Source organism: Adlercreutzia sp. (genome assembly GCF_056795635.1).
Genome location: NZ_JBQIIT010000026.1, coordinates 1 through 22614, shown reverse-complemented (window position 1 = coordinate 22614; position 22614 = coordinate 1). Strand labels below are relative to the sequence as shown.

The 22614-nt window shown below is 65.1% G+C and carries 17 protein-coding genes and 1 tRNA gene; 13 read left to right on the top strand and 5 right to left on the bottom strand.

The annotated features are described in order from the left end of the window. From ACTOXK_RS10780 to ACTOXK_RS10760, 5 genes are all read left to right on the top strand, one after another. Positions 1–1329 (top strand): adenylosuccinate synthase (locus ACTOXK_RS10780; protein ID WP_482279931.1); only part of this gene is annotated, 1329 nt, incomplete at its 5' end. A gap of 12 nt (positions 1330–1341) precedes the next feature. Next, complete coding sequence (purD, locus tag ACTOXK_RS10775; protein WP_482278353.1) at positions 1342–2631, top strand: phosphoribosylamine--glycine ligase; 1290 nt, start codon at positions 1342–1344, stop codon at positions 2629–2631. Positions 2632–2742: 111 nt separating this feature from the next. Beyond that, positions 2743–4155 (top strand): coproporphyrinogen III oxidase family protein, encoded by a 1413-nt coding sequence (locus ACTOXK_RS10770; RefSeq protein ID WP_482278352.1) that lies wholly within the window; start codon positions 2743–2745, stop codon positions 4153–4155. A gap of 12 nt (positions 4156–4167) precedes the next feature. Next, positions 4168–4752: a prepilin peptidase gene (locus tag ACTOXK_RS10765; RefSeq protein ID WP_482278351.1), complete on the top strand. Its 585-nt coding sequence runs from the start codon at positions 4168–4170 to the stop codon at positions 4750–4752. 73 nt (positions 4753–4825) lie between these two features. Then, positions 4826–4901 (top strand) — tRNA-Phe (locus ACTOXK_RS10760). A 112-nt stretch (positions 4902–5013) separates the two neighbouring features. Here the strand turns inward: ACTOXK_RS10760 and yfcE are convergent. Continuing rightward, entirely contained in the window at positions 5014–5640 is a 627-nt protein-coding gene (yfcE, locus tag ACTOXK_RS10755; protein WP_482278350.1) for a phosphodiesterase, read from the bottom strand. Between the two features lie 284 nt (positions 5641–5924). Between yfcE and ACTOXK_RS10750 the strand changes: the two genes are divergently transcribed. Both ACTOXK_RS10750 and ACTOXK_RS10745 read left to right on the top strand, forming a co-directional pair. Then, a complete protein-coding gene (locus ACTOXK_RS10750; protein ID WP_482278349.1) occupies positions 5925–7421 on the top strand; it encodes an ATP-binding cassette domain-containing protein in 1497 nt (498 codons plus the stop codon). Between the two features lie 186 nt (positions 7422–7607). Next, complete coding sequence (locus tag ACTOXK_RS10745; RefSeq protein ID WP_482278348.1) at positions 7608–8957, top strand: sensor domain-containing diguanylate cyclase; 1350 nt, start codon at positions 7608–7610, stop codon at positions 8955–8957. A gap of 145 nt (positions 8958–9102) precedes the next feature. Here ACTOXK_RS10745 and ACTOXK_RS10740 read toward each other — a convergent pair whose 3' ends face one another. The 4 genes from ACTOXK_RS10740 to ACTOXK_RS10725 form a co-directional block, all read right to left on the bottom strand. Next, entirely contained in the window at positions 9103–9996 is an 894-nt protein-coding gene (locus tag ACTOXK_RS10740) for a hypothetical protein (protein WP_482278347.1), read from the bottom strand. Between the two features lie 176 nt (positions 9997–10172). Then, positions 10173–10997 carry a pyrroline-5-carboxylate reductase gene (gene proC, locus ACTOXK_RS10735; protein WP_482278346.1) on the bottom strand — a complete coding sequence of 275 codons (825 nt, stop codon included), beginning with the start codon at positions 10995–10997 and terminating at the stop codon, positions 10173–10175. Between the two features lie 242 nt (positions 10998–11239). Next, complete coding sequence (locus ACTOXK_RS10730; RefSeq protein WP_482279234.1) at positions 11240–12643, bottom strand: APC family permease; 1404 nt, start codon at positions 12641–12643, stop codon at positions 11240–11242. Between the two features lie 166 nt (positions 12644–12809). Further along, positions 12810–13715: an acetamidase/formamidase family protein gene (locus ACTOXK_RS10725; protein WP_482278667.1), complete on the bottom strand. Its 906-nt coding sequence runs from the start codon at positions 13713–13715 to the stop codon at positions 12810–12812. 455 nt (positions 13716–14170) lie between these two features. Between ACTOXK_RS10725 and ACTOXK_RS10720 the strand changes: the two genes are divergently transcribed. From ACTOXK_RS10720 to ACTOXK_RS10695, 6 genes are all read left to right on the top strand, one after another. Next, the gene (locus ACTOXK_RS10720) at positions 14171–15745 is read left to right on the top strand and encodes an amino acid adenylation domain-containing protein (RefSeq protein ID WP_482278666.1); all 1575 of its coding nucleotides are present in this window, start codon (positions 14171–14173) and stop codon (positions 15743–15745) included. Next, positions 15742–16926, top strand: coding sequence for a diaminopimelate decarboxylase family protein (locus tag ACTOXK_RS10715; RefSeq protein WP_482278665.1), 1185 nt, complete (start codon positions 15742–15744; stop codon positions 16924–16926). Before ACTOXK_RS10720 ends, ACTOXK_RS10715 begins: the two co-directional genes overlap by 4 nt. An 88-nt stretch (positions 16927–17014) precedes the next feature. Beyond that, complete coding sequence (locus ACTOXK_RS10710; protein ID WP_482278664.1) at positions 17015–17260, top strand: phosphopantetheine-binding protein; 246 nt, start codon at positions 17015–17017, stop codon at positions 17258–17260. 121 nt (positions 17261–17381) lie between these two features. Continuing rightward, positions 17382–18986 (top strand): MBOAT family O-acyltransferase, encoded by a 1605-nt coding sequence (locus ACTOXK_RS10705; protein ID WP_482278663.1) that lies wholly within the window; start codon positions 17382–17384, stop codon positions 18984–18986. A 36-nt stretch (positions 18987–19022) separates the two neighbouring features. Then, positions 19023–20279, top strand: a complete 1257-nt coding sequence (locus ACTOXK_RS10700) for a hypothetical protein (RefSeq protein WP_482278662.1) — start codon at positions 19023–19025, stop codon at positions 20277–20279. 386 nt (positions 20280–20665) lie between these two features. Next, entirely contained in the window at positions 20666–22039 is a 1374-nt protein-coding gene (locus ACTOXK_RS10695; RefSeq protein WP_482278661.1) for a hypothetical protein, read from the top strand. Positions 22040–22614: the final 575 nt, after the last annotated feature.

Here is a 22614-nt window from a genome sequence, read left to right as displayed (position 1 = left end):
ACGACGAAAGGACGCAGCATGCCCAGCACAGTGCTCGTCGGCGCCCAGTGGGGCGACGAAGGCAAGGGTAAGATCACCGACCTCATCGCCAGCGACTACGATTACGTGGTGCGCTTCCAGGGGGGCAACAACGCCGGCCACACCGTCATTCACGGTGATAAGAAGCTGGCGCTGCACCTCATGCCCTCGGGCGTCATGTACGAGAACGCCGTGCCCGTCATCGGCAATGGTGTGGTGGTGGACCCCGGCGTCCTGGTGAAGGAGATGGCCATGCTGGAGGCCGAGGGCGTTTCCTGCAAGAACCTGCGCATCTCCAACGACGCGCACCTCATCATGCCCTATCACAAAGATCTCGATGGGGCCGACGAGAAGAGCCTCGGCGACAAGAAGATCGGCACCACCAAGCGCGGCATCGGTCCCTGCTATCAGGATAAGATGGGCCGTAAGGGCATCCGCATGCAGGACCTGCTGGACGAGAAGATCTTCCGCCTGAAGCTCGCGGCGGTGCTGGCCCAGAAGAACCCCATTCTGGAGAAGATCTACGGGCTGCACACCTACACCGTCGAGGAGATCTGCGACGAGTACCTGCCCTATGCCCGCATTCTCGCTCCCTTCGTGTGCGAGTCGGCCCACATGCTGAACACGGCGCTGGCCGAGGGCAAGTCCATCCTCTTCGAGGGGGCCCAGGGCACCCTGCTCGATATCGACCACGGCACCTATCCCTTCGTCACCTCCTCTTCCTGCTGCGCCGGCGGCGCAGCCACGGGCACCGGCGTGGGACCGAAGGCCATCGACCGCGTGCTCGGCATCCAGAAGGCCTACGTCACCCGCGTGGGCGAGGGCCCCTTCCCCACGGAACTGAAGTTCCCCGAGAACGGCGGGGTGGGCCAGGATGCGGAGGACGGCGAGCTGCTGTGCGCCGCCGGCCACGAGTTCGGCGTGACCACGGGCCGCAAGCGCCGCTGCGGTTGGTTCGATGCCGTCATCGGCCGCTATGCCGCCGAGGTGAACGGGCTTACCGACGTGGCCCTCACCAAGCTGGACGTGCTGTCGGCCTTTGACACCATTAAGGTGTGCGTGGCCTACGAGTGCGACGGCGAGCGCTACGACTACTTCCCCATGCAACAGTCGGTGCTGCACCACGCGAAGCCCATCTATGTGGAACTGCCCGGTTGGAAGGACGTCGACATCACGGGCTGCAAGACCTACGAGGAGCTGCCCGAGAACACGCGCAACTACATCGAGTACCTGGAAGAGGTTACCGGCGTGCCCATGAGCATTGTCTCCGTGGGCCCCGATCGCGATCAGACCATCATGCGGAATTGGTAGGAGAGGACCAATATGAACATCCTGGTTTTGGGTTCGGGTGGCCGCGAGCACGCCATCGCCTGGGCGCTGCAGAAGTCGCCGAAGACCGATGTGCTGTACGTGGCCCCGGGCAACGGCGGCACCGCTGACATTGCCGAGAACGTCGATATCGACATTGCCGACAGCGAGGCTCTGCTCAGCTTCGTGGCCGAGCGCAAGATCGGCCTGGTAGTCATCGGCCCCGAGGCGCCCCTGGTCGACGGTGTGGCCGATGTGCTGCGCGCGGCTGGCGTGCCGGTGTTCGGTCCCAACGCCGACGGCGCCCAGCTGGAGGGCTCCAAGGCCTACTCCAAAGAGTTCATGATGGCCAACGCCATCCCCACGGCCGCCTACGGTCGCTTCGACAACGTGGAGGCGGCCCTGGCCTATGTGCGAGAGCAGGGTGCCCCTATCGTCATCAAGGCCGACGGCCTGGCCGCCGGTAAGGGCGTTGTGGTGGCGGAAACCTTGGAAGATGCCGAGAACGCCGTGCGCGCGTGCTTCGACGGCGCCTTCGGCGATGCCGGCTCCACAGTGGTCATCGAGGAGTGCATGACCGGCCCCGAGTGCTCGCTGCTTTGCTTCGTCACCGGCGGCAAGTCCTTCCCCATGGCCCCGGCCCAGGATCACAAGCGCGCCTACGACGGCGACCTGGGCCCCAATACCGGCGGCATGGGCGTGTACTCGCCGGTGCCCATTGTGACCGATGAGGAAATGGCCGCCATGGTGGCCATCATGGAGGAGGCCGCCGCCGCCACGGCGCGCGAGCCCTTCGCCGCCGATTACCGCGGCACCCTGTACGGCGGCTTCATGCTGACCCCGGAGGGCCCGAAGATCGTGGAGTTCAACGTGCGCTTCGGCGACCCGGAGACCCAGGTGGTCCTGCCGCGCTTGGAAAGCGATCTGGTGGACGTGATGCTGGCCGTGGCCGAGGGTCGTCCCGAGGACATTGCCCTGGAGTGGTCCGACGATTGGGCCGTCTCGGTGGTGCTTGCGAGCGAGGGCTACCCCGGCTCCTACGAGAAGGGGAAGGTCATCCTCGGCATCGAGGAGGCCGAGGATCTGGACGGCGTGACCGTGTTCCACGCCGGTACCCGCCGCAACTTCGACGGCGAGCTGCTCACCAACGGCGGCCGCGTGCTGAACGTGGTGGCCACGGGCGCTACCTTCGAAGAGGCCCGCGAGCGCGCCTACGAGGCCTGCGATCTCATCAACTTCGAGGGCAAGCAGTTCCGCCACGATATCGGAAAGAAGGCCCTTCAGGGCCGCAGCGCTTGGGAGTAACTATGTTCCGTTCGCTCTGACGAACGAACGGATGGATGGGCCGACGCTGCGGTTTCGGCCGGAATCTCGCTGACTTCCTTAGGCAAACCTGTACGTAGGAGGAAATAGAACATGCTCTCAGAACGACTGCTGTCGAAAGTGGTGGCGGCCTGCACGGCCAACTACCTGAAGCTGACCCCCTGCACCGAGGAGCGCATGCCCGCCCCGGTGCCGGGCCAGGCCTATATGCTGTACATGCACGTGCCGTTTTGCGAGCGGCTCTGCCCCTACTGCTCCTTCAACCGTTTCCCCTTCCGGGAGGATCGGGCGAAGCCCTACTTCGAGAACATGCGCAAGGAGATGCGCATGCTGAAGGAGCTCGGCTACGACTTCGATTCGGTCTACATCGGCGGCGGCACGCCCACTATCATGATCGACGAGCTGTGCGAGACCATCGACCAGGCCCGTGATCTGTTCTCTATTCGGGAAGTGTCGAGCGAGACGAACCCGAACCATCTTATCCCCTCCTACTTGGAGAAGTTGAAGGGGCGCGTGCAGCGGCTGTCGGTGGGGGTGCAGTCCTTCGACGACGACCTGCTGCGCCAGATGGACCGCTATGAGAAATACGGCTGCGGCCAGGAGATTCTCGAGCGCATCGGCGAGGCGTCTCCCTATTTCACCTCCATGAATGCCGACATGATCTTCAACTTCCCGGCCCAGACCGAGGACACGCTCATCCGCGATATCGAGATGGTAGTGGCCTCGGGCGCGAGCCAGACCACGTTCTACCCGCTTATGGCCTCGCCGTCGGTGCAGCGGTCTCTCGCCGCCACCGTGGGCCCCGTGGATTACAACCGTGAGCAGCGGTTCTACGAGATCATCTGCGATCTGCTGCTGGGCGACTTGCCCAACGGCGGTCCCGGTCTGTTCGAGCTGGGTAGTGCTTGGACGTTCAACCGCCGCGATACCGGCGCGGTCGGCGAGAACGCCATGATCGACGAGTATGTGGTGGACTACGAGGAGTACCCGGCTATCGGCAGCGGCGGCATCACGTATCTGGGGAAGAACCTGTACGTGAACACGTTCTCGGTGCGCGAGTACAACGCCGCCATCGAGGGCGGCCGCATGTCCATGATGGGCAAGACCACGTTCAGCCTGCGCGACCGCATGCGCTACCGGTTCATGATGCAGCTGTTCGGCCTGCATCTGGACAAGCGCCAGTTCTATCGCGATTTCGGCACCACGGTGGAGCGCGGCTTGCCGGCCGAGATGGCCTTCATGCGGGCCTGCGGCGCCTTTGCCACCGACAACTCCGACGAGCTGGCGCTGACGCCCAAGGGCCGCTACCTCGTGGTGGTCATGATGCGCCAGTTCTTCATCGGCGTGAACAACCTGCGCGACCAGGCTCGCGCCGCTCTGACGGGCGAGGAGCGCGAGCTGATCTTCGGCGACGGGTCGAAGGGGTCGTGCGTTGCGAATTGTGCCGCTGAGGAAGTGGCCGCAGATACGGCGGTGCTCGATGCGACCCGGGCTGCTACGTCCTAGGCTTGTGCGACCATGACCTACGTTTCCGTTGTCACCCTGGTTGCCTACGCCTTGGTGCTGGTGCTGCTCGCCGTTGTGTCGGTAGTGGATGTGCGCGAGCGGCGCATTCCCAACGTCTTGGTGCTCGCCCTGGGCGCCCTGTGGCTTCTGTGGCGCGTGGTGCTCGGGTTTGCCGGGCAATATATGGGGCTGGGGTTCGCAACGGAGTTCATTTCCCCTGCACCCACGGTGACCGTGCCCCCGGGGTTGGAGATCGTCGGCGAGTCGCTGGCTGGCGGCATCCTGGGTGCAGTGGTGCTGGGCGGCGGCCTGCTGGTGATGGCGGCCCTGTACGAGGGCATAACCCATCGGGAATCGTTCGGTGGCGGGGATATCAAGCTCATGGCCGTTCTGGGATTGTTCCTCGGATGGGAGCGCGGCCTTATTTGCCTGCTCGCGGCCTGTGCTCTGAGTTTGGTGTTCGTGGCCGCGCGTGCCCTTGTGGCCAAATATCGCCCCGCGGAAGAGGGTGGCAGCGATGCCGCTCGCGGGTTGCAGGCCACTATGCCGTTCGGCCCCTTTATGGCCGTCGGCACGCTGATCGCCTTTGTGGTGTAAAAAAGTTCTTGCAAAGCCGGCGCACTCCCGTTAGAATAAACGGACGCGTCAGGAACTTAGTTCTTACGCCTATGGTCGGGTAGCTCAGTTGGTAGAGCAACGGACTGAAAATCCGTGTGTCGAGGGTTCAAGTCCCCCTCCGACCACCATAATTAAGAAGACCCCCAGTCATGGGGGTCTTTTTGTGCATTCAGGCAGCTTCCCGGATGGGCCCCGTGAAAGAGGTGCCGAACAGCGGCGGCCTCTCCGCCAACCTCCGGTTTAGAGCCGACGCAGTTCCACAGTGCCGTGCTCGTAGATCGCGTAGCTGGCGGAACCGTCCTTAGGGTGGCCGATGCTGCCGGGGTTGACGAAAGTGACGGGGGCGGCTCCAGCCAGCGCTTCGCTGCCCGTGCCTTCCGCTCCCGCCCCGCCGGCGGGCATCGTGTTGTCGCCCTTCCCGTCGGTGGTTGTCGCAGCATCCCGCGCAAATGCCGGCGCTGCTTGGGGGCCAACGCCCTTCACGTGGCTATGACCCGAGAAGACGAAGGAACCGGCTGGCAATCCGGCCGCAACTGTGCCCAGATTCAGGTGACCGTGGGTGATCAGCAGGGTTGTGCCCTCATCCACTACCAGGGTGTAGTCGCCCAGGCAGGGGAAGTCCAGCACCATCTGGTCTACTTCCGCATCGCAGTTGCCGCGCACGGCGGTGATGCGGTCGGCGTAGCGGTTCAGCAGTCGGGCCACCTCTGCCGGGGCATAGCCGACAGGCAGGGGGTTGCGCGGGCCGTGGTACAGCAGGTCGCCCAGCAGCAGCAAGCGGTCGGCCCCTTCTTCGCGGAAGCGTTCCATAAGGGCCTCGGCTGCGGGCAGCGCCCCGTGAATATCGGACGCAATCAGGTAGCGCATGTATCCTCCTTCGCCATGGACTGCCCCAGTATACCAGTGCCGCGCCGCCCGAACCGCACGCGCCGGGCTTGACAAAGCTCTGACCGGCTGCCACAATGGACAGCACTGTTTCGCTGGAGCCTTTGGCAAGCGCCGGCCCGAGAAAGGAATCGGTGCATGAAGAACTAACGATGCCCTTTTGGGCGCCCCATATCGGTATGACCATCGGCCATGCTCGCGGGTGCCGCATCGTTAGCTTGTTCTTCCCTGCGCGCCGGCGCATGGCCTCCGCAAAGGAGGTTCCCATGCCACTGACCCTGCAACATCTCACCTATACCTATCCCTCGTGCGTCGAGCCCGTGCTCGCCGACCTGTCGGCCACGCTGCCCGCGGGTTGGACCGGCCTTGTGGGCGACAACGGATGCGGGAAATCGACCCTCGCCCGTATAGCCTGCGGGCTCATAACCCCCGATAGCGGCGGCGTGGTCCCGCGCCTGTTCAGCGTGTACTGCGAGCAGGATGCCAGCGCTGAGCCCGAGGCCCTCTACGACTTCGCCGCCGCCTACGACCGCGATGCCGTGGCCCTGCGCCGCGCTTTGGGCGTGGAAGACGACTGGCCCTGGCGCTACGACACCCTTTCCAGCGGCCAGCAGAAGCGGCTGCAAGTGGCCTGCGTGCTGTGGCAGCGCCCCGACGTGCTCGTCATGGACGAGCCGACGAACCATGTGGACGGTCCCACGCGCGCAGCTCTTACCGAAGCCCTGGCCCGCTTCAGGGGCATCGGCCTGCTCATCTCCCACGACCGTGCCCTGCTCGATGCTTTGTGCTCCCAGTGCCTGTTCATGGCCGCAGGGAAGGTGACGGCGCGGCCGGGCGGCTACAGCCAAGGCCGCGACCAGGCCGATCGCGAGCGCTCGACGGCCCTCCACGATCGCGAGCAGGCGAAGCGGGAGCGCAAGCGCATCGCGAGCGAGGCCCAGCGGCGCCGCGAGGAGGCCTCGCGCTCGGCCGGCATGCGCAGCTGCCGGGGGATGGATCCCAAGGATCACGACGGGAAGGGCCGCGTCAAGCTGGCCATCTACACGGGGAAGGACGGCGTGGCCGGCAAGCTGAGCGCCCGTATGGACAGTCGCCTTGCCCGAGCCGAGGAGACCTTGGCTTCGGTGCGGGTGGAGAAGCGCTACGACGGAGACCTGTGGATGCGCGCTGAGCCGAGCCCCCGCAAGGTGCTCCACCGCCAGCCAGAGCTGACTCTGCCCCTGGGCGATCGCACCCTGCTCACGCCGCCCCTCACAATTGGGCACACCGATCACATTGCCCTTACGGGCCCCAATGGCGCGGGCAAGAGCACCCTGGTGGCCGCCATTGTGGAGCGGCTCGACCCTGCGGTGCGCACGCTGGTCATTCCCCAGGAGCCCACGGCGGCCGATCGCCAACGGGCCCTGGATCGCCTCGCCGCTCTCGATTCTCGCAGCCGCGGGCGCGTGCTGGCCGTAGCGGCGGCCCTCAATTCCGACCCCGATCGCCTCGTGGAAGGAGGCGAGACGAGCCCCGGCGAGATGCGCAAGCTCATGCTCGGCCTGGGCATCCTCGATGGCCCCGAGCTCATCATCATGGACGAGCCTTCCAACTATCTCGATCTCCATTCCGTCGAAGCCCTGGAGCGGCTGTTGACCGCCTTCCCCGGTGCTCTGCTGCTCGTTTCCCACGACCAGGCGCTTCTAGAAGCCACCACGGCCATTCGCTGGGACATAGCTTCCGCCGACAACGGCACCGCCGCCCTCACCATAGGCTGGCGCTAGGACGGCAGCCAGTGCGGCCGTGGAGTTGTAGCCGTTCGTTTACAGACGAGTTGCCCCAGCTACAGGGTGTTTGACGGAATGCCGATAACGAATGGGTCCCCCGATGCTATGATCGGGGAAAGAGAAGGAAGGGGCGCGGGCTGCCGCGGGGCCGCCCGCGCCCCGCCGCGAGGTGGGGAGGCTGTCATGACAGTGTTTCATCGGGTCACGGAGGGCAAGCTCGGCTCTCACGATGGATGCGTCATCGAAGACGAGGTGTCCCAAGAATTCCTCGATCGCATTCCCGGCGGCCTGTTCCGCTACCGCGCCGATGACGACGGCGGCATCATCGACTATGTGAGCCGCGACGTGCTGACCATGTTCGGGTGCGCCTCCTACGAGGAGTTCCGCGCCATCACGGGCAATACGTTTCTGGGTATGGTGCATCCCGACGATCGCGAGCGTGTGGCGGCTGAAATTGCCGAGCAGATTTCCGTAGGCGACACCGATGCGGTGGCCTACCGCCTGAACCGTCCCGATGGCGAGGTGCGCTGGGTGGACGACCGCGGCCGCTATGTGGTGGACGACGACGGCACGGCATGGTTCTACGTCACCATCATCGACATCACTGAGAAGATGAGCTACCAGCAGCAGTTGGAACGGGCCAACGACCGCGTGGAAATTCTCACGGTGCTCTCCCGCGACGTCATTTTCGATATCGACTGCCAAGGGCAGGTAGGCGAGGTGTTCGGCGACTTCGACGCTCGTTTCGGTCGCGAGCCCCAGTCCGACGACCTCATTCTGAGGAAGCGCTGCGACAAGGAATGCTCCATCGATTTGGAGGTGCACGATATCGAGCCCATCCGCGCCGTGGTGGAACGGGGAGACTTCATCGATATGGAAACCTCGCTGCCCAACGTGGAGGGCGATCCCATCTGGTGCCGCTATCAGTCCTTCGTGCTGTTCAACGAGGCCGGCTGCCCCGTGCGCCACGTGGGACGCTTGCTGGATACCCACGAGATGGTCATGCGCGAGGCGAGCCTGCGGAAGAAGGCCGAGCTGGACGGTTTGACGGGGGTGTTCAACCGCGAGGCGGCCATGGCCCGCATCGAGCAGGCCCTCGCCACCGATGAGTGCCGCGCCGGTTGCAGTCTGTTCTTGGTGGACGTGGACAACTTCAAGCAGGTGAACGATGGCTTCGGCCACCCCGAGGGCGACCGCGTGCTCCGGGAGATCGCCGCCTTTCTCAGCCGTCACATGCGCAAGGACGACGTGGTAGCGCGCCTCGGCGGCGACGAGTTCGCCATCTTCGCCGGTGGTCTCGGGCCCGGGGCGGCCCTCGATCGCGTGCTCACCCAGCTTTCCGGCGGCATCTACGCCCAGGGAGGGCGCCCGGCCGATATGCCTGCCGATCTGCACCCTTCCATCACCATTGGCGCCGTGGCCTGCACGCGCTATCCCGTCACCTTCGATGACCTGTACCAGGTGGCCGACGAGGCCCTCTACGTAGCCAAGCGCGCCGGCAAGAGCCAGGCCGCCCTCCGTCATTTGAGTTAGGGAAGCCGCCAGGCCGCCTCGTAGGGCAAGGGCCACGGCCTTGCCTCTGCCCCGACGATGGTCGCCCCCGCTCCACCAAGAAGCCCCTCCTCTCGGAAAGCCAAGAGGAGGGGCTTTGCGGCATTGAACGATGGGATTGAGGGAACTAGCTCACCGTGTAGAAGGCGTACTCGGCCTCGCCCTGGGGGAAGGTGGCCTTCAGCTCGTAGAGGAAGCCGGGCTCCATGGAGAAGGCCACGGCCCCATCTTCGCCGAGCGTGCAGGCTACGTCCTCGTCTTGCCCGGTGGGGTTGACGGCGGGAGCGTCGGTGGCCGTCAGGGGCCGGCGCTCGATCTCCACTGACGTGGGGTTCACCGAGAAGGCGGCGAAGGCATCGGCGGCCCCGGCAATGCGGGCATCGGCCACGGTTTCGGCCAGGGTGCCGTCGGCATTGAAAGCCTCGCCGCTCACCTCAGCCTCGTCGTCGGTGCCGTCCTGCTGCACCCATTCCCATTCATAGGCCAGCGGGTTCAGCATAACGGCTACCTGGGCGTCGGCGGTCTTGTACTCGAGGTTGCCCGCGGGCACCTGGCTCTGATCGGGCGCAGCGAACACCGTGTCCACGATGGCGGCGTACTGCTCGGCATCGGCCGGGTTGCCCTGCTCCACGACTTCCACCTTCGTGATGCCGGGGTACTGGCCCGGGTAGCTCTCCAGCATGATGCCGTTGCCCGTGACCTGTACGATGTTGCCAGCGATCAGGTCGTCCTCATCGATATCTTGGCCGTCGTAAACGATGGTGGCCGCGTCCAGGTTGGTGGGAATGTAGGGGGTCTGGGTCTCCTGGTCGACGAACATCACCTCGTCGCCGTTGGCGTAGGCCACCATGGCCGTGCTCACCACCTGGCCATCCGGTGTGCGATTGTCGGGCTGAGCGGCGTCTTTGGCTGCGGGAGCCTGATCGTTTGTGCCGCCCTGCACCGCGCAGCCGGCCAGGGCCACGAGCCCCAGGGTCATCACGCCGGCTATCACCACGGCCAGCTTCTTCGATTGCTTCATGGGATCCGCCTTTCTAAAGGGGTCGAAAACGGTGGAGCCATCATAGCGCGCCTCGGCCCCGGTCCTGGGAAGGGTAGCCAAACCGTAGGAGCAACCGAGGGGGTGAAATGGCCAGCCGGGGGCGTTTGTGCCGCCGTGCCGGCTTCCACGCGCCACGGGGCACGCCTACAGGTCGTCTACAGCGCCTTTGCCTTGGCGACGCAGGCTTCCACAGCTTCCATGGCGGCTGCGCGGAAGCCCCGCTGTTCCAGGGCCTTCACACCCTCGATGGTGGTGCCGCCGGGGGAGCACACCATGTCCTTCAGATCGCCGGGGTGTCGGCCTGTTTCCAGCACGAGCTGGGCCGAGCCCGCCACGGCTGCGGCTGCGAACTCGTAGGCCTGGGCCCGGGGCATACCGGCTTCCACGGCCCCGTCGGCCAGGGCCTCGATGAACATGAACACGAAGGCCGGCGACGACCCGGCCACGGCGCTCGCGGCATCCATCAGTCGCTCGGGAATCACCACGGCCCGGCCGAAGCTCTCCACGAGGCTCAGGCACGTGGCCTCGTCGGCGGCCGTGGCTCCCGATCCCAGGCACACGGCGGTGCAGCCGGCGTTCACGAGAGCCGGGGTGTTCGGCATGCAGCGGATGAGCCGCAGGGCGTTCTCGTCGCGCCCGAACAGGGCGGCAATGCGCTCCAAGCTGAGTCCCGCCGCAATGGAAATCACCAGGGTGCGCTCATCCACCACGTCGCGGACCTCGGCGATCACCGCGGGGAAGAACACCGGCTTCACGGCCAGCACGAGCACGTCGGCCGCCTCGGCCACCTCGCGATTGCTCTCCGTCACGGCCATGGCGAACTGGTCCGCCTTCGCCTGGCGCGTGGCCTCGGTTTTGGCCGAGCCGATCAGGTCGGCCGCCGTCACTGCTGTTCCGTCGGCGAGTACCGTACCCTCGCGCAGCAGGCCGCCGATGATGGCCGTGGCCATATTCCCCAGCCCGATAAATCCAATCTTCACAGAGAGCCTCCCTTTTCGCGTTGAGTGTCACCAATCCGACTGTCGCCGACCTCGCCCAATCGTGATTTTTGTCGCTTGGAAATACAAGGCTCTGATCAGGGAAAATAAAGCAAATTCCCTGATCAAACCTGGAAGACAAAAATCACGATTGGGCGACCCGTGTCCGGTGCACAGTATACAAGAAGAGCCCCCGACACAGGCCGAGGGCTCTGGGGCACTGGGGAAGGTGCGTGATCGGGCGCCTACACGTCCAGGTTCTTGAAGGCCTCGGGTACTTCCTTGAAGCCCTTCGACTTCACGGCGCAGATGATGAAGCCGATGACGAACCAGGTCACGCCCATGATGTAGGTCATCATGTCGAAGCCGGTGAACACGTAACCCAGGATGAGGATGCCGAGCCAGGGGCAGATGAGGTACTTCACGTAGTCGCCCACCGTGCAGCGCTTCCCCTCCTTGATGAAGAAGTACCAGAACACGGCGAAGTTCAGCATGATGAACGAGGCCAGGGCGCCGAAGTTCACCAGGGTAGCCAGGTCGGCCATGGTGAGCACCAGGGACAGAACCATGGCCACCGCACCGATGAACAGCGCGCCCACCCAGGGGGTCTGGTACTTGGGGTGCACCTTGCCGAAGATGCGCGGGATGACGGCGTCGCGGCCCATGGAGTACAGCAGGCGCGAGGCGGCCAGCTGGGCGTTCATGATGTTGGCGATGCCGATGGCCACGATGTTGATGATGAGCATGATGTTCATGAACAGGTCGCCGCCGATCATCTGGCAGCCGTAGAACCAGGCGTTCTCGGCGTGCTCGGGGCTCCAGCTCTGCCAATCGGGCTGCACGAGGGAGGCGATGTAGGTCTGAGCCACGAAGCACACGATGATGAGGCCGAGCGCGATCAGGATGCCGCGGCCGATGTTCTTCTGGGGCTCGTTGGTCTCCTCGGCCAGGGTGGAGATGCCGTCAAAGCCGAGGAAGTTCAGGGCCGCGATGGAGATGCCGGCGGCCAGGAAGTGTGCGTCAACCTTGCCGGGCTGCCACAGCGGATCGGCGTTGAACTCGCCGGCACCGCCGCCTCCCATGATGAAGTTCGTGCCGAGGGCGATGAACGCGATAACGGCCAGAATCTCAATGGCGAAGATGACGAAGTCGATGCCGCGGGTCATGGAGATGCCGCGGATGTTCACGAAGGTGTTGAAGGCCACGAACACGATGACCCACAGGTACCAGGGGCTGCCCGGCACGAGCATAGTGCCCCAGTTGGCCACCATGACGTACAGCAGCGCCGGGGTGATGCAGTAGTCCAGCAGGATGAGCCAGCCGGAAATGAAGCCCACGTGGGGGTTGATGCCGCGCTGCACGTAGGAGTACACCGAACCGGCGATGGGGAACTTGTTGCTCATGCGCACGTAGCTCAGCGCCGTGAAGAAGATGGCGATGAAGCCCACGATGTACACGAGGGTGGACATGCCCAGGGCGTCCTGCTGGACGAGGCCCCAGATGGAATGCGGGGCGATGATGACCATGAACAGCACGCCGTAGAGCACGACGTCCCACAGGCCCATGCCGCGGCGCAGCTCCTGCTTGTAGCCGAACTGCTCAAGGGACGAGTTGTCCGTCGAGCCCGGCGTTTGGATGGGTTTCGACATAGAGTCTCCTTTCCTTCCCTTCCAGATCCTTCTCTTCTATCAACCGGGCGGCCCCTACGTTCTCCCAGGCAGGGGTCGCCCGATTTCCCCAGTGCGCTCGAAGCGCGGCGATAGCTTACCATCCCGCGCATCTTTTGAGCACAAGAACGAAACGGGAACCTGCTCCCTAGCCCACCAGCGGCGGGAACTGCGGCAGCTTCGGCGTGCCGATGCGCAGGGACAGCTGCACCTCGCAGGGCTTGCAACCCTGGCTGATCTCCACGTCGGACTGCACCGACATGTACATATAAGTGTCGATGGCATCCCAACCGGTAATGGCCATGAGCAGCCGCTGCATCTCCTTGGAGGCGCACACGAGGGCCTCGTTGTACTCCTGGGCGCTCGCGTTCACGTACCAGCGGCCGGCCGGGCCGAAGGTCTCCAGCACGGGCCAGTTTAGCTCGAAGTTCTTCAGCACGGACACGCGCACGGTGATCTCGGCGGCAATCTCGATGCCGGTGCCGCACAACTCGGCGTCGCCCATGGTGGCGTGCACGTCGCCCATCTGCAGCAGGGCGCCCGGCACGCGCACGGGGAAGTACAGGCGGGTGCCCTTGGTGATGAGCTTGTTGTCCATGTTGCCGCCGTAGTTGCCCACGAAGCCGTCGGCCGGCGCGCCCTCGGCCGGGGCGGTGCCGATCACGCCGATCATGGGGTTGATGGGGAAGCGCACGCCGTTGAAGTCGGCCATGCCGTCCTCGATCTTGATCTTCTTCGTGCGGTACTCGGTGCCCTCGAACAGCGGGCCGCAGTGGTCGTCGGTGGCAATGGTTCCCTCGTCGGCCACCTGGATGTCGTAAATATCCACCACGAGCACGTCGCCCACCTCGGCGCCTTCCACGTACACGGGGCCGGCGGCGGGGTTGGTGATGTTGTAGGAGAAGTCCATGTCGCGCATGGTGACGGTCTCATCGGTGAGCCGTCCCGAAAAGCAGTCGAGGCTCTTGAATACCATGACCTCGCCGGGCTGGGCGGTATAGCAGGGCGCGTTGTCCTTGGAGAAGGCGTACACCCTATCTTCGATAATCTGCATGGGAACCCCCTTCGGGCCAGGGCGCGGAACGAACGGCCGCGTCCGCGAATATGTTGCTGCAACTATGATACTCTCTCTCAGCATTTCGCGGCACGTCGGTCGTCCGCTTTTTCGCACTAGTGCAGAGAAGCGGGGAAGCGAGAAGTGGAGAAGTGGGGAAGGGGAGGAGACCGCCGGGCAGAAGCAGACTAGAAGTGGGGAAGGGAAGGGCCGACGGGCAGAGGCGGGCTAGAAGTGGGGAAGGGGGAGCCCGACGGGTGGAGGCGGGCGGAAGCGGCGGTGCCAGCCGCGCCCCGGCCCCGGCTCGCGCGCCGCCATTGGTGCGATTTCTGACGTAAAAGCAGCCAATTATCACGCCGTTGGCAAAATCTTAAGAATTTCATGGGGGAATCTTTACAACTTAAGGGGCGCGTTCGCCTAGAATGAAAAGACTGGCCCCTATGGAAGGAAGCCCCATGCCCCTGCGCCGGAGCGTGCTCTCATACTTGGAAGACGATGCCGCCCGTTTCCCCGATCGCCTCGCCGTCATCGACGAGCACGGCAGCTGCACCTACGAGGTGCTGCGCCATCGGGCCCAGCGGGCCGGCAGCGCTCTGGCGGCTCACGAGGCCAATCATCGGGCCGTGGTCGTCTACATGGAGAAGGGCATCGATGCCCTCAGCGTCATGTTCGGCGCCCTCTACGCCGGTGGGTTCTACGTGCCCGTAGACCCCCAGGTACCGGCCGACCGTCTGGCCCGCATTGCTGCGGCCCTGGGCAATCCCCTCATTGTGGCCGATGGCAATCGTGCACCCGCCGCCGCAGCTGCGCTGCCCGCCGAGGGAGAGCTGCTGGCCGCCGCCGATGTGCTGGAGGCTCCTCTCGACGAGGCCGCCCTCGTGGCCAGCCGCCGCGGGCTCACCGATTCCGACCCGGCCTACGTGCTGTTCACCTCCGGCTCCACGGGCACGCCCAAGGGTGTCGCTGTGAGCCATCGGGCCATTACCGACTTCATCGGCGACTTTATCCGCCTGTTCGGCTTCCGCGGCGACGACCGCATCGCCAATCAGGCCCCCTTCGATTTCGACGTATCGGTGAAGGATATCTACGGCGCCTTGGCCAGCGGGTGCACCCTCGTGGTGGTGCCGCGGCCCCTGTTCTCGCAGCCGGCGGCCCTCGTGGACTACTTGGAAGAGCAGCGGGTCACGGTGATGACCTGGGCCGTGGCGGCCCTGTGCCTCATCACGAGCCTCCACGGGCTGGACGGCAAGACCCTCTCGGCCGTGCGCCGGGTCCTGTTCAGCGGCGAGGTTATGCCCACTGAGCACTTGCGCACCTGGATGGAGCACCTGCCCGAGGCCAGTTTCGCCAATCTCTACGGGCCCACCGAGGTCACCTGCAACTGCCTCTATCACGTCATCGAGCGCGACCGCGATTACGGCGAGGGCATCCCGCTGGGGGTTGCCTTCCCCAACCGCGAGGTGCTGCTGGTCGATGGCGAGGGCCGCACGGTCACTGAGCCCGGCGCGGTGGGAGAGCTCATGGTGCGCGGCGTGTCTCTCGCCCTCGGCTATGTGGGCGATCCCGAGCGCACGCTGCTCTCCTTCACCCAGAACCCCCTGCACAACCGCTTCCCCGACCGGGTGTACCGCACCGGCGACCTGGCCGCCTTCAACGAGGCTGGCGAGCTGTTCTACCGCGGCCGCAAGGACAACCAGATCAAGCACCAGGGCCATCGGGTGGAACTGGAGGAAGTGGATGCCGCCATCGAGGGTGTCCAGGGCGTCCAGCGCTGCCGTTGCGTCTACGACAAGGAGCGCAAGCGCCTCATCGCCTTCTACGAGGGTACGGCGGAGGCGGCTGCCGTGCGGGCCGAGGCCCACGAGAAGCTGCCGCCCTTCATGATTCCCACCCAGATCGTCGCGGTGGAATCCATGCCCCTCACCAAGAACGGGAAGGTGGATCGGGCGGCTCTCCTGGAGCAGAGCCGCGCCGCCGCCCGCGCCCGCCGCGCCCGTACCCGCGCCGCCCGCAACGAAGGAGAACGATGAACGACGAGAACCTCATAGCCGCCGCCGACACCTTCGGCACGCCGCTGTACGTCTTCGACGAGGCGGCTCTGCGCGACCGCGTGGCGCTGCTGGAAGAGGCCCTGCCCCAGCGGGTGACCCTCTGCTTCGCCGTGAAGGCGAACCCCTTGGCCATTCCCCTCATCAGCCCCTACGTGCATCGCTTCGAGGTGTGCTCCCCCGGCGAGCTGCGCATCTGCCAGAACGTCGGCGTCGATCCGGCCGAGATCGTCCTGTCCGGCGTGGCCAAGGACGAGGCCCTCATCCGCGGCCTGCTGGATGCCGGCGCCGCGGTGCACCGCTACACCGTGGAATCGCGCCGCCAGTTCGACCTGCTGCTGGCCCTGGCCCGCGAGTACGATCGGCCCCTGCCCCTGCTGCTGCGCCTCACCTGCGGCAGCCAGTTCGGCATGGACGAGACCGACATCCGCGCCATCATCGCCGAGCACGGTACCGATCCGGCGGTGGATATCTGGGGCATCCAGCAGTTCTCCGGCACCCAGAAGACCTCCCTGCGCCGGGTCCAGCGCGAGCTGGCCAAGGCCGACGAGCTCATTGCCGCCTTGGCCGCCGACTACGGCTTTGCCGTGCGCGAATTCGAGTACGGCCCCGGCCTGCCGGCCGACTACTTCTCCGAAGAAGATCCCGCTGCCGTGCGGGAGCACCTGGAGGGCCTCGGCTCCCTGCTGGACGCCATGGCCTTCGATGGGCCCCTCACCCTGGAAATCGGCCGTGGCCTCACGGCCTGGTGCGGCACCTACCTCACCCGCGTGGTGGATGCGAAGACGAACCAGGGCGTGAACTACGCCATTGTGGACGGCGGCATCCACCATATCACCTACTACGGCGGCGGGCTCGGCCTGAAGGCGTGGCCCTGCCGCCAGCTGGCCGCCCCCAAGGACGCGCCCGTGGAGGAGTGGACGCTCTGCGGATCGCTGTGCACTACCAACGACATCCTCATGAAGGCCATGGCCGTGGCCGGCCTGGACGTGGGCACGCTGTTCGCCTTCGACAAGGCCGGCGCCTACTGCATGACCGAGGGCGTGTCGCTGCTGCTGTCCCGCGATCTGCCGGCCGTGGCCTTCGCCGATGCGTCCGGAAACCTGACCCTGGTGCGCGAGCCTTTGCGCACCGACCCCCTGAATACGCCGTCAATGCCCTAAAGGAAGCCCCGCGGCAGGGGCCCGGCCGGCATATTGCCGAGCCGCCCCGCCGCCCGAGCATAGAAGCCCCCAAGGAAAGGATAGGAACATGGAAGAGCGCGAGACTATTTTGGAGATTCTGGACGAGCTGGCCCCTGGTGCCGACTTCGAGGGCTGCACCACCCTCGTGGACGATCGCGTCCTGGACTCCCTCACCATTGTGGCCCTCGTGGCCGAGCTGGAGGATGCCTTCGACATCACCATTCCCGCCGTGGAGGTGGTGGTGGAGAACTTCAACTCCGCGGACGGCCTGACCGCCATGGTGAAGCGCCTGGTGGAAGACCAGCTCGACTAGCCATTGTCCCTCGCCGGTTGGAAGGGTCTGCGCCCTCCAGCCGGCGGGCGCAGCCGGGGAGCGAGCGCTCCTCGCTGCGCCGCCCTGTGGTTTCCGTGCCCGGCCCGACCCCGAAAGACCCATGACCTCATACTTCTCCTTCATATTCCTGGCGGCGTTCCTCCCGGCCGCCGTGGCCGTGTACGCCATCACGCCCCGCCGCGCCCGTTGGGTTGTCCTGCTCGTGGCCAGCTACCTGTTCTTCTTCTGGCTCTCCCGCGAGCTCATCCTGGCGCTGTGGGTGTCAACCCTGGCCATCTACGGTACAGGCCTGGGGCTCGGTGCCCTCATCCGCCAGCGCGATAGCGCCGTGAAGGCGGCGAAATCGGGCAAGCGCGAGATTCGCACTCGCTTCGCCCGCAAGATGAAGCTCGTCATGGCCGCGGGCCTGCTGGCGAACTTCGGCCTTCTGGCGGCCTTCAAGTACCTGCATTTCTTCGCGTCGGTCATCGACGGGGCCCTCGGCCTGGTGGGCATCACCCTGAACACAGAGCTGCCGGTGTGGGCTGCTCCCATTGGCATCTCGTTCTACACCCTCATGGCCGGCTCCTATCTCATCGACGTGTACCGCGGCACCGTGGCCCCCGACCGCAACCTCGGCCGCGTGGCCCTTTTTCTCGGGTTCTTCCCCCAGATCATGGAAGGCCCCATCAGCCGCTACGGCCAAACGGCCGATCAGCTCATGGCGGGTCACCCCGTCACGCGGGCGAATCTCTATGCCGGTACCCTGCGCATGCTGTGGGGCCTGGGGAAGAAGATGATCGTCGCCGACCGGCTGAATGCCTTCGTCAAGCCGGTCTTCGCCGACTACACCGCCTACGACGGCGGCATCATCGCCCTCGGCGCGGTGCTCTACACGGTGCAGCTGTACTGCGATTTCTCCGGCACCATGGACGTGGCCCTCGGCATGGGCCGCATCTTCGGCGTCTCCCTGCCCGAGAACTTCCGCCAGCCCTTCTTCTCCCGCACGGCCGCCGGCTTCTGGCAGCGCTGGCACATCACCCTGGGCACGTGGCTGCGCGACTACATTTACTACCCGGTGTCGCTGTCGAAGCCGCTCAAGAAGCTCACGAGCAAGGCGCGCAAGCGCTTCGGGAATCGCTACGGCCCGCTGTTGGCCTCGTCGGCAGCCCTGTTCTGTGTCTGGTTCGGCAACGGCCTGTGGCACGGTGCCGGCAGCCAGTACATCTTCTTCGGCCTGTACTACTTCGTGCTCATCGTGGCTGGCAGCCTCATCGAGCCGACGGCCGTGAAGGTGGCCGAGCGCTTGCACATCAGTCGGGAGTCGGCGGGATACCGGGCGTTCCAGATCGCCCGCACCCTCGCCGTCATCGTCGTGGGCGAGCTGTTCTTCCGGGCCGAAGGGCTCGATGCGGGCCTCGCTATGTTCGCCGCCATGGTCTGCGATTTCAACGGCGCCTCTCTGGTGGACGGGTCCGTTTTTGGAGTTGGTGCGGCGGGCATCGGTCTGGACGGCCACGACTTGGCCCTTGTGCTAGCATGGGTCGCCCTCATGCTGGTGGTGGGGCTCATCCGCGAACGCGGGGTGTCCATCACCGAGCGTGTGGCCGCCTGGCCCCTGCCCGCTCGCTGGGCCCTGTGGTACGCCCTGTTCCTGGCCGTCATCATCTTCGGGGCCTACGGCACCGCCTATGCCCCGGTCGATCCCATGTACGCCCAGTTCTAGTCCGATAACGCACCCCATACGCCTAAAGGAATCCCGTTGAACGAAGAGAAGCCCACAGCGAAATTGGAAGACACCGCCGCCGACGCCGCCACGGCACTGGCCTCGGAGCCGATGCCGGAAGCCGATACGGCTCCTGCCGCCGACAAGGCCGCCGCAGCCCAGGCTGCCATCGCACCGGATACGGCCGCCGCCTCCACCGATCCCGGCGAGCCCGTTACCCCCGAAGGGGCTCCGCTCCACGGGGTGGCCCGGGTGCGGGCCCTCGGGAAGAGCCTGCTTACGGGCGTCGCGTTTGTGCTCGTGGGCCTGCTCGTTCTCTATGGCGCCTCCCGCGTCTTCGAGCCCAAGAGCAACGGCAACGTCGGCGGCGTCCACGCGGCCCATGTGGCGGCCAATGGCTTCCTCGGTGAACCGGAAAACAGCCTCGACGCCCTGTTTATCGGCGATTCTGAAACCTACAGCGCCGTGTCCCCCGTGGAAATCTGGAAGGCCGGCGGTGCCGCCACCTACACCTGCGCCATCGGCGGCCAGAACCTCACCTACAGCCGCACGCTCCTGGAGCGCGCCCTCAAGGTGCAGAAGCCCCGCGTCGTCATGATCGAGGGCAACTCCCTGTTCAAGCCTTTCGACGAGAACAAGCTGCTCAAGAGTACCATCAAGGATCTGTTCCCCATCTTCGAGCGCCATGATCGCTGGAAGGCCCTCACCCCGCGCGACTTCTTCGGTGCTACGGAGAACGATTACGTCGACGATATGAAGGGCTTCCGCATGAAGTGGGGCATTCGCCCCGCCGACGATTCGGCCTACATGGAGCCCACCGACAACGTGGCCGAAGTGCCCGAGCTCACCAAATCGGTGCTGGCCGAGATGCGCGACATGTGCCGCGCCGCCGGCAGCGAGCTCGTCATCGTCAGCACCCCGAGCACCAAGTGCTGGTACACCTCCCGCCACAACGGCGCCCAGGCTGTCGCCGACGAACTGGGCATCGAATTCATCGACCTGAATACCGGCGACGACGCCGTGGCCATCGACTGGGAAACTGATACGCGCGACTGGGGCGATCATCTGAATTACGCTGGCGCCGTGAAGACCTCCCAGGCCCTCGCCCATATCCTGCGTGAGCGCTATGGCGCCCCCGATCATCGCGACGATCCCGCCTATGCCGTGGAATGGAATCGCGCCGTGCGCCACCATGATCGGCTCGTGGAAAAGGGCTCCGCTATGGCCGTGGTGGGCAAGCCTGGCGACGCCATTACCATCATGGAGCTACCGCCCCTCTATAACCCTGCCTAGACTCTCTCTTCGCCCGCGGCTCCTATCGTGTCCGCATCGGCTCTGGATCCCTTATACCCGCGCTCCTTGTTGCCGGTGCCCGTCGATGCTCCGGCACTGCGCCCGTGGCTTCATTTTCTGCGCTTCGCCATGGGCTGCCGGGACGCTCTCCTCTAAAGCTGAGCAATCAACTTTTGTTTATCTACCTGGTGAAACGAATGTGAAAGAACCGTGGGAAACCAGGGGTTTCGACCTTCTATTGACGGAGGCGGCTTGTCTCGCTCCCATCCCTTTGGTACAACATGCATCCCCAAAATCCAGTAAGTTCCTAGACTTACCATCATCGAGAAGCGGGATGCTGTCCAAGGGGGATGAGGCGGCCTCCTGCGTGAAACGGAGTACCATTCGTGAACAAGAACAGCATCGGACTGCGCCGTCCGTGGAGTCGCGCTCTGCTCGCCGGCCTCCTCGCCGGCTCTCTCGCCCTCTCTCCTCTGGCGGCCTTCGCCATTGACGAAACTTCGGACTTCGCGGAACCGGCCGCTGAGGCTTTCGCGGAACCCGTTGATGATGCCCCTGTATCAGAGGTAGATGCCGGCAATTCCTCCCCTGCCGAAGAACTGCCAGCTCCTTCGAAAGAAGAGCCGCCGGCCCACGAGCCCTCCGTGCCCATCGACGATGGGGCCGACGGAACCTCCCCGGCAACCGAGACTGCCCCTGCCGAAGACCCCAGTTCCGTCCCGACTCCCTCGGTGGAGTCCGCCTCAAACGAGCTTTCCGTCGATCAGCCCTCCGGTGCCGAGGCCGCCGAGACTACGGTGACGGTGTACTACTGCGAGATGGTTCACTATGACGACCCCTCCTTCAGCGACCCCACCGGCTTCCGCCTGCTGGGCTCCCACACCTACGATGACGTAATCGTAGGTGAGGAGATCGAGCCCTGGGACTACGTGCAGGACATTCCCGATTATGTTTTCTTCGATGGTTGGGCGACCAACCCCGTTGCCAGCGCCGATCCCGAGCAGAATACGGTGCAGTTGAACTATTTCCGCACCAAGAGCCCTTGCACGGTGAACTATTATTCCATCAGCGATGGCGATGCCTTCGCCGATGACCCAGGCATCGACACGGTGATAAGCGAGATCGACGGCCAGGCCGCGCGCTTCGATCGCATGGGCACCTACGAGATCGAAAGCCAGCCTCTCGGCACCGAAATCGACTCTTCTCTTCTGGCCGTCCCCGTGGACAATATGGCCTATGTGGGCACCGACAAGGAAAGCGTTGTCGTGGCCGGCGCAGTTGCCAGCAACGAGCTCAATCTCTTCTACACGCCGGTGCCGGCCGCGGAGCCCGACGATACTCCCGAAGCTGGAACCCCCGAGCCGACGCCCCCGACCCCGCCTGCTCCCTCCGAGCCCGAGGGCGACAACGTTGAGGGTGGTAACGGCAATGGGGAATCCGATCGCCCGGAGGTCGATGACAATCTCGGCAATGCCGGCGTGAGCGGCGCCACCGGCAATGGGGAATCTGACGATTCCGCAGCCCAAGATAACGGCATCGCCGTGCAGCCCGAGCCCTCCGATCAGGACGCTGGCACCAAGCCTGCCTCCAAGCCGGAAGATACTAGGGTTGTGGACGGCGACAGCTCTCGCGATGCCTCGGGTTCCGCCGACCGTCTGCCCCAAACCAGCGATAGCCTCGTGCCCGTTGCGGGAATTCTCGTCGTTGCCGCTGCCGCTGCGGCCACGGCCTTCGTCGCCCGTCGTCGCTGCGAGCATTAGGAGCGCCTCGCGTATCCTTACTTATATATAGGTAGCTTCTTGCATAAGTAGTTGCGAAAGATCGTCCCAGACCAGACGACGCCCCGGGAGCCCTCCGCCAGGAGGGCTCCCGGCCTTTTCCGCCCCGCGCTCGGCGGCTCGCGCCCCGGCGCTACCCCCCGGCCCCGCCCGCGCCCCGCGCTCCCGGCCCCGTCTGCGCCGCCGGCTCCGGCGCACGCCTCCGGCCCCATCACCGCGGCCCACGCCTCACCGCTGCCCCGTCCGCCTCCCTGCCTCCCGACCCGCGGGAGAGGGAATTTCCAAAAAAGTCGAAATTGCCCCTTGCGCTTTCCCAGGAGGCGTGTATTATGGACAAGTTGCCTTTTTCGGAAGCAGGGAGGCAGCGCCGGGGCGAACCCCGACTCCCGGGGACGGGGGAACGGAATTGTAAAGATTTCGTGACCGAGTTGACGGGAACGGCGCGAAAGCGTAATATACTTCCTTGCGCCGCTCGCGAGAGACGGCGGCGGGCGAGGCCCGCGGAACCTTGACAACCGGATACTGAGGATGGAGTGCCCGAGAGAGATCTCGGGCGT

Bases quoted from the DNA above. Each gene is read 5' to 3' on its own strand.
- purD (WP_482278353.1), top strand. From the start codon at position 1,342: ATGAACATCCTGGTTTTGGGTTCGGGTGGCCGCGAGCACGCCATCGCC.
- ACTOXK_RS10770 (WP_482278352.1), top strand. From the start codon at position 2,743: ATGCTCTCAGAACGACTGCTGTCGAAAGTGGTGGCGGCCTGCACGGCC.
- ACTOXK_RS10765 (WP_482278351.1), top strand. From the start codon at position 4,168: ATGACCTACGTTTCCGTTGTCACCCTGGTTGCCTACGCCTTGGTGCTG.
- yfcE (WP_482278350.1), bottom strand. From the start codon at position 5,640: ATGCGCTACCTGATTGCGTCCGATATTCACGGGGCGCTGCCCGCAGCC.
- ACTOXK_RS10750 (WP_482278349.1), top strand. From the start codon at position 5,925: ATGCCACTGACCCTGCAACATCTCACCTATACCTATCCCTCGTGCGTC.
- ACTOXK_RS10745 (WP_482278348.1), top strand. From the start codon at position 7,608: ATGACAGTGTTTCATCGGGTCACGGAGGGCAAGCTCGGCTCTCACGAT.
- ACTOXK_RS10740 (WP_482278347.1), bottom strand. From the start codon at position 9,996: ATGAAGCAATCGAAGAAGCTGGCCGTGGTGATAGCCGGCGTGATGACC.
- ACTOXK_RS10730 (WP_482279234.1), bottom strand. From the start codon at position 12,643: ATGTCGAAACCCATCCAAACGCCGGGCTCGACGGACAACTCGTCCCTT.
- ACTOXK_RS10725 (WP_482278667.1), bottom strand. From the start codon at position 13,715: ATGCAGATTATCGAAGATAGGGTGTACGCCTTCTCCAAGGACAACGCG.
- ACTOXK_RS10720 (WP_482278666.1), top strand. From the start codon at position 14,171: ATGCCCCTGCGCCGGAGCGTGCTCTCATACTTGGAAGACGATGCCGCC.
- ACTOXK_RS10715 (WP_482278665.1), top strand. From the start codon at position 15,742: ATGAACGACGAGAACCTCATAGCCGCCGCCGACACCTTCGGCACGCCG.
- ACTOXK_RS10710 (WP_482278664.1), top strand. From the start codon at position 17,015: ATGGAAGAGCGCGAGACTATTTTGGAGATTCTGGACGAGCTGGCCCCT.
- ACTOXK_RS10705 (WP_482278663.1), top strand. From the start codon at position 17,382: ATGACCTCATACTTCTCCTTCATATTCCTGGCGGCGTTCCTCCCGGCC.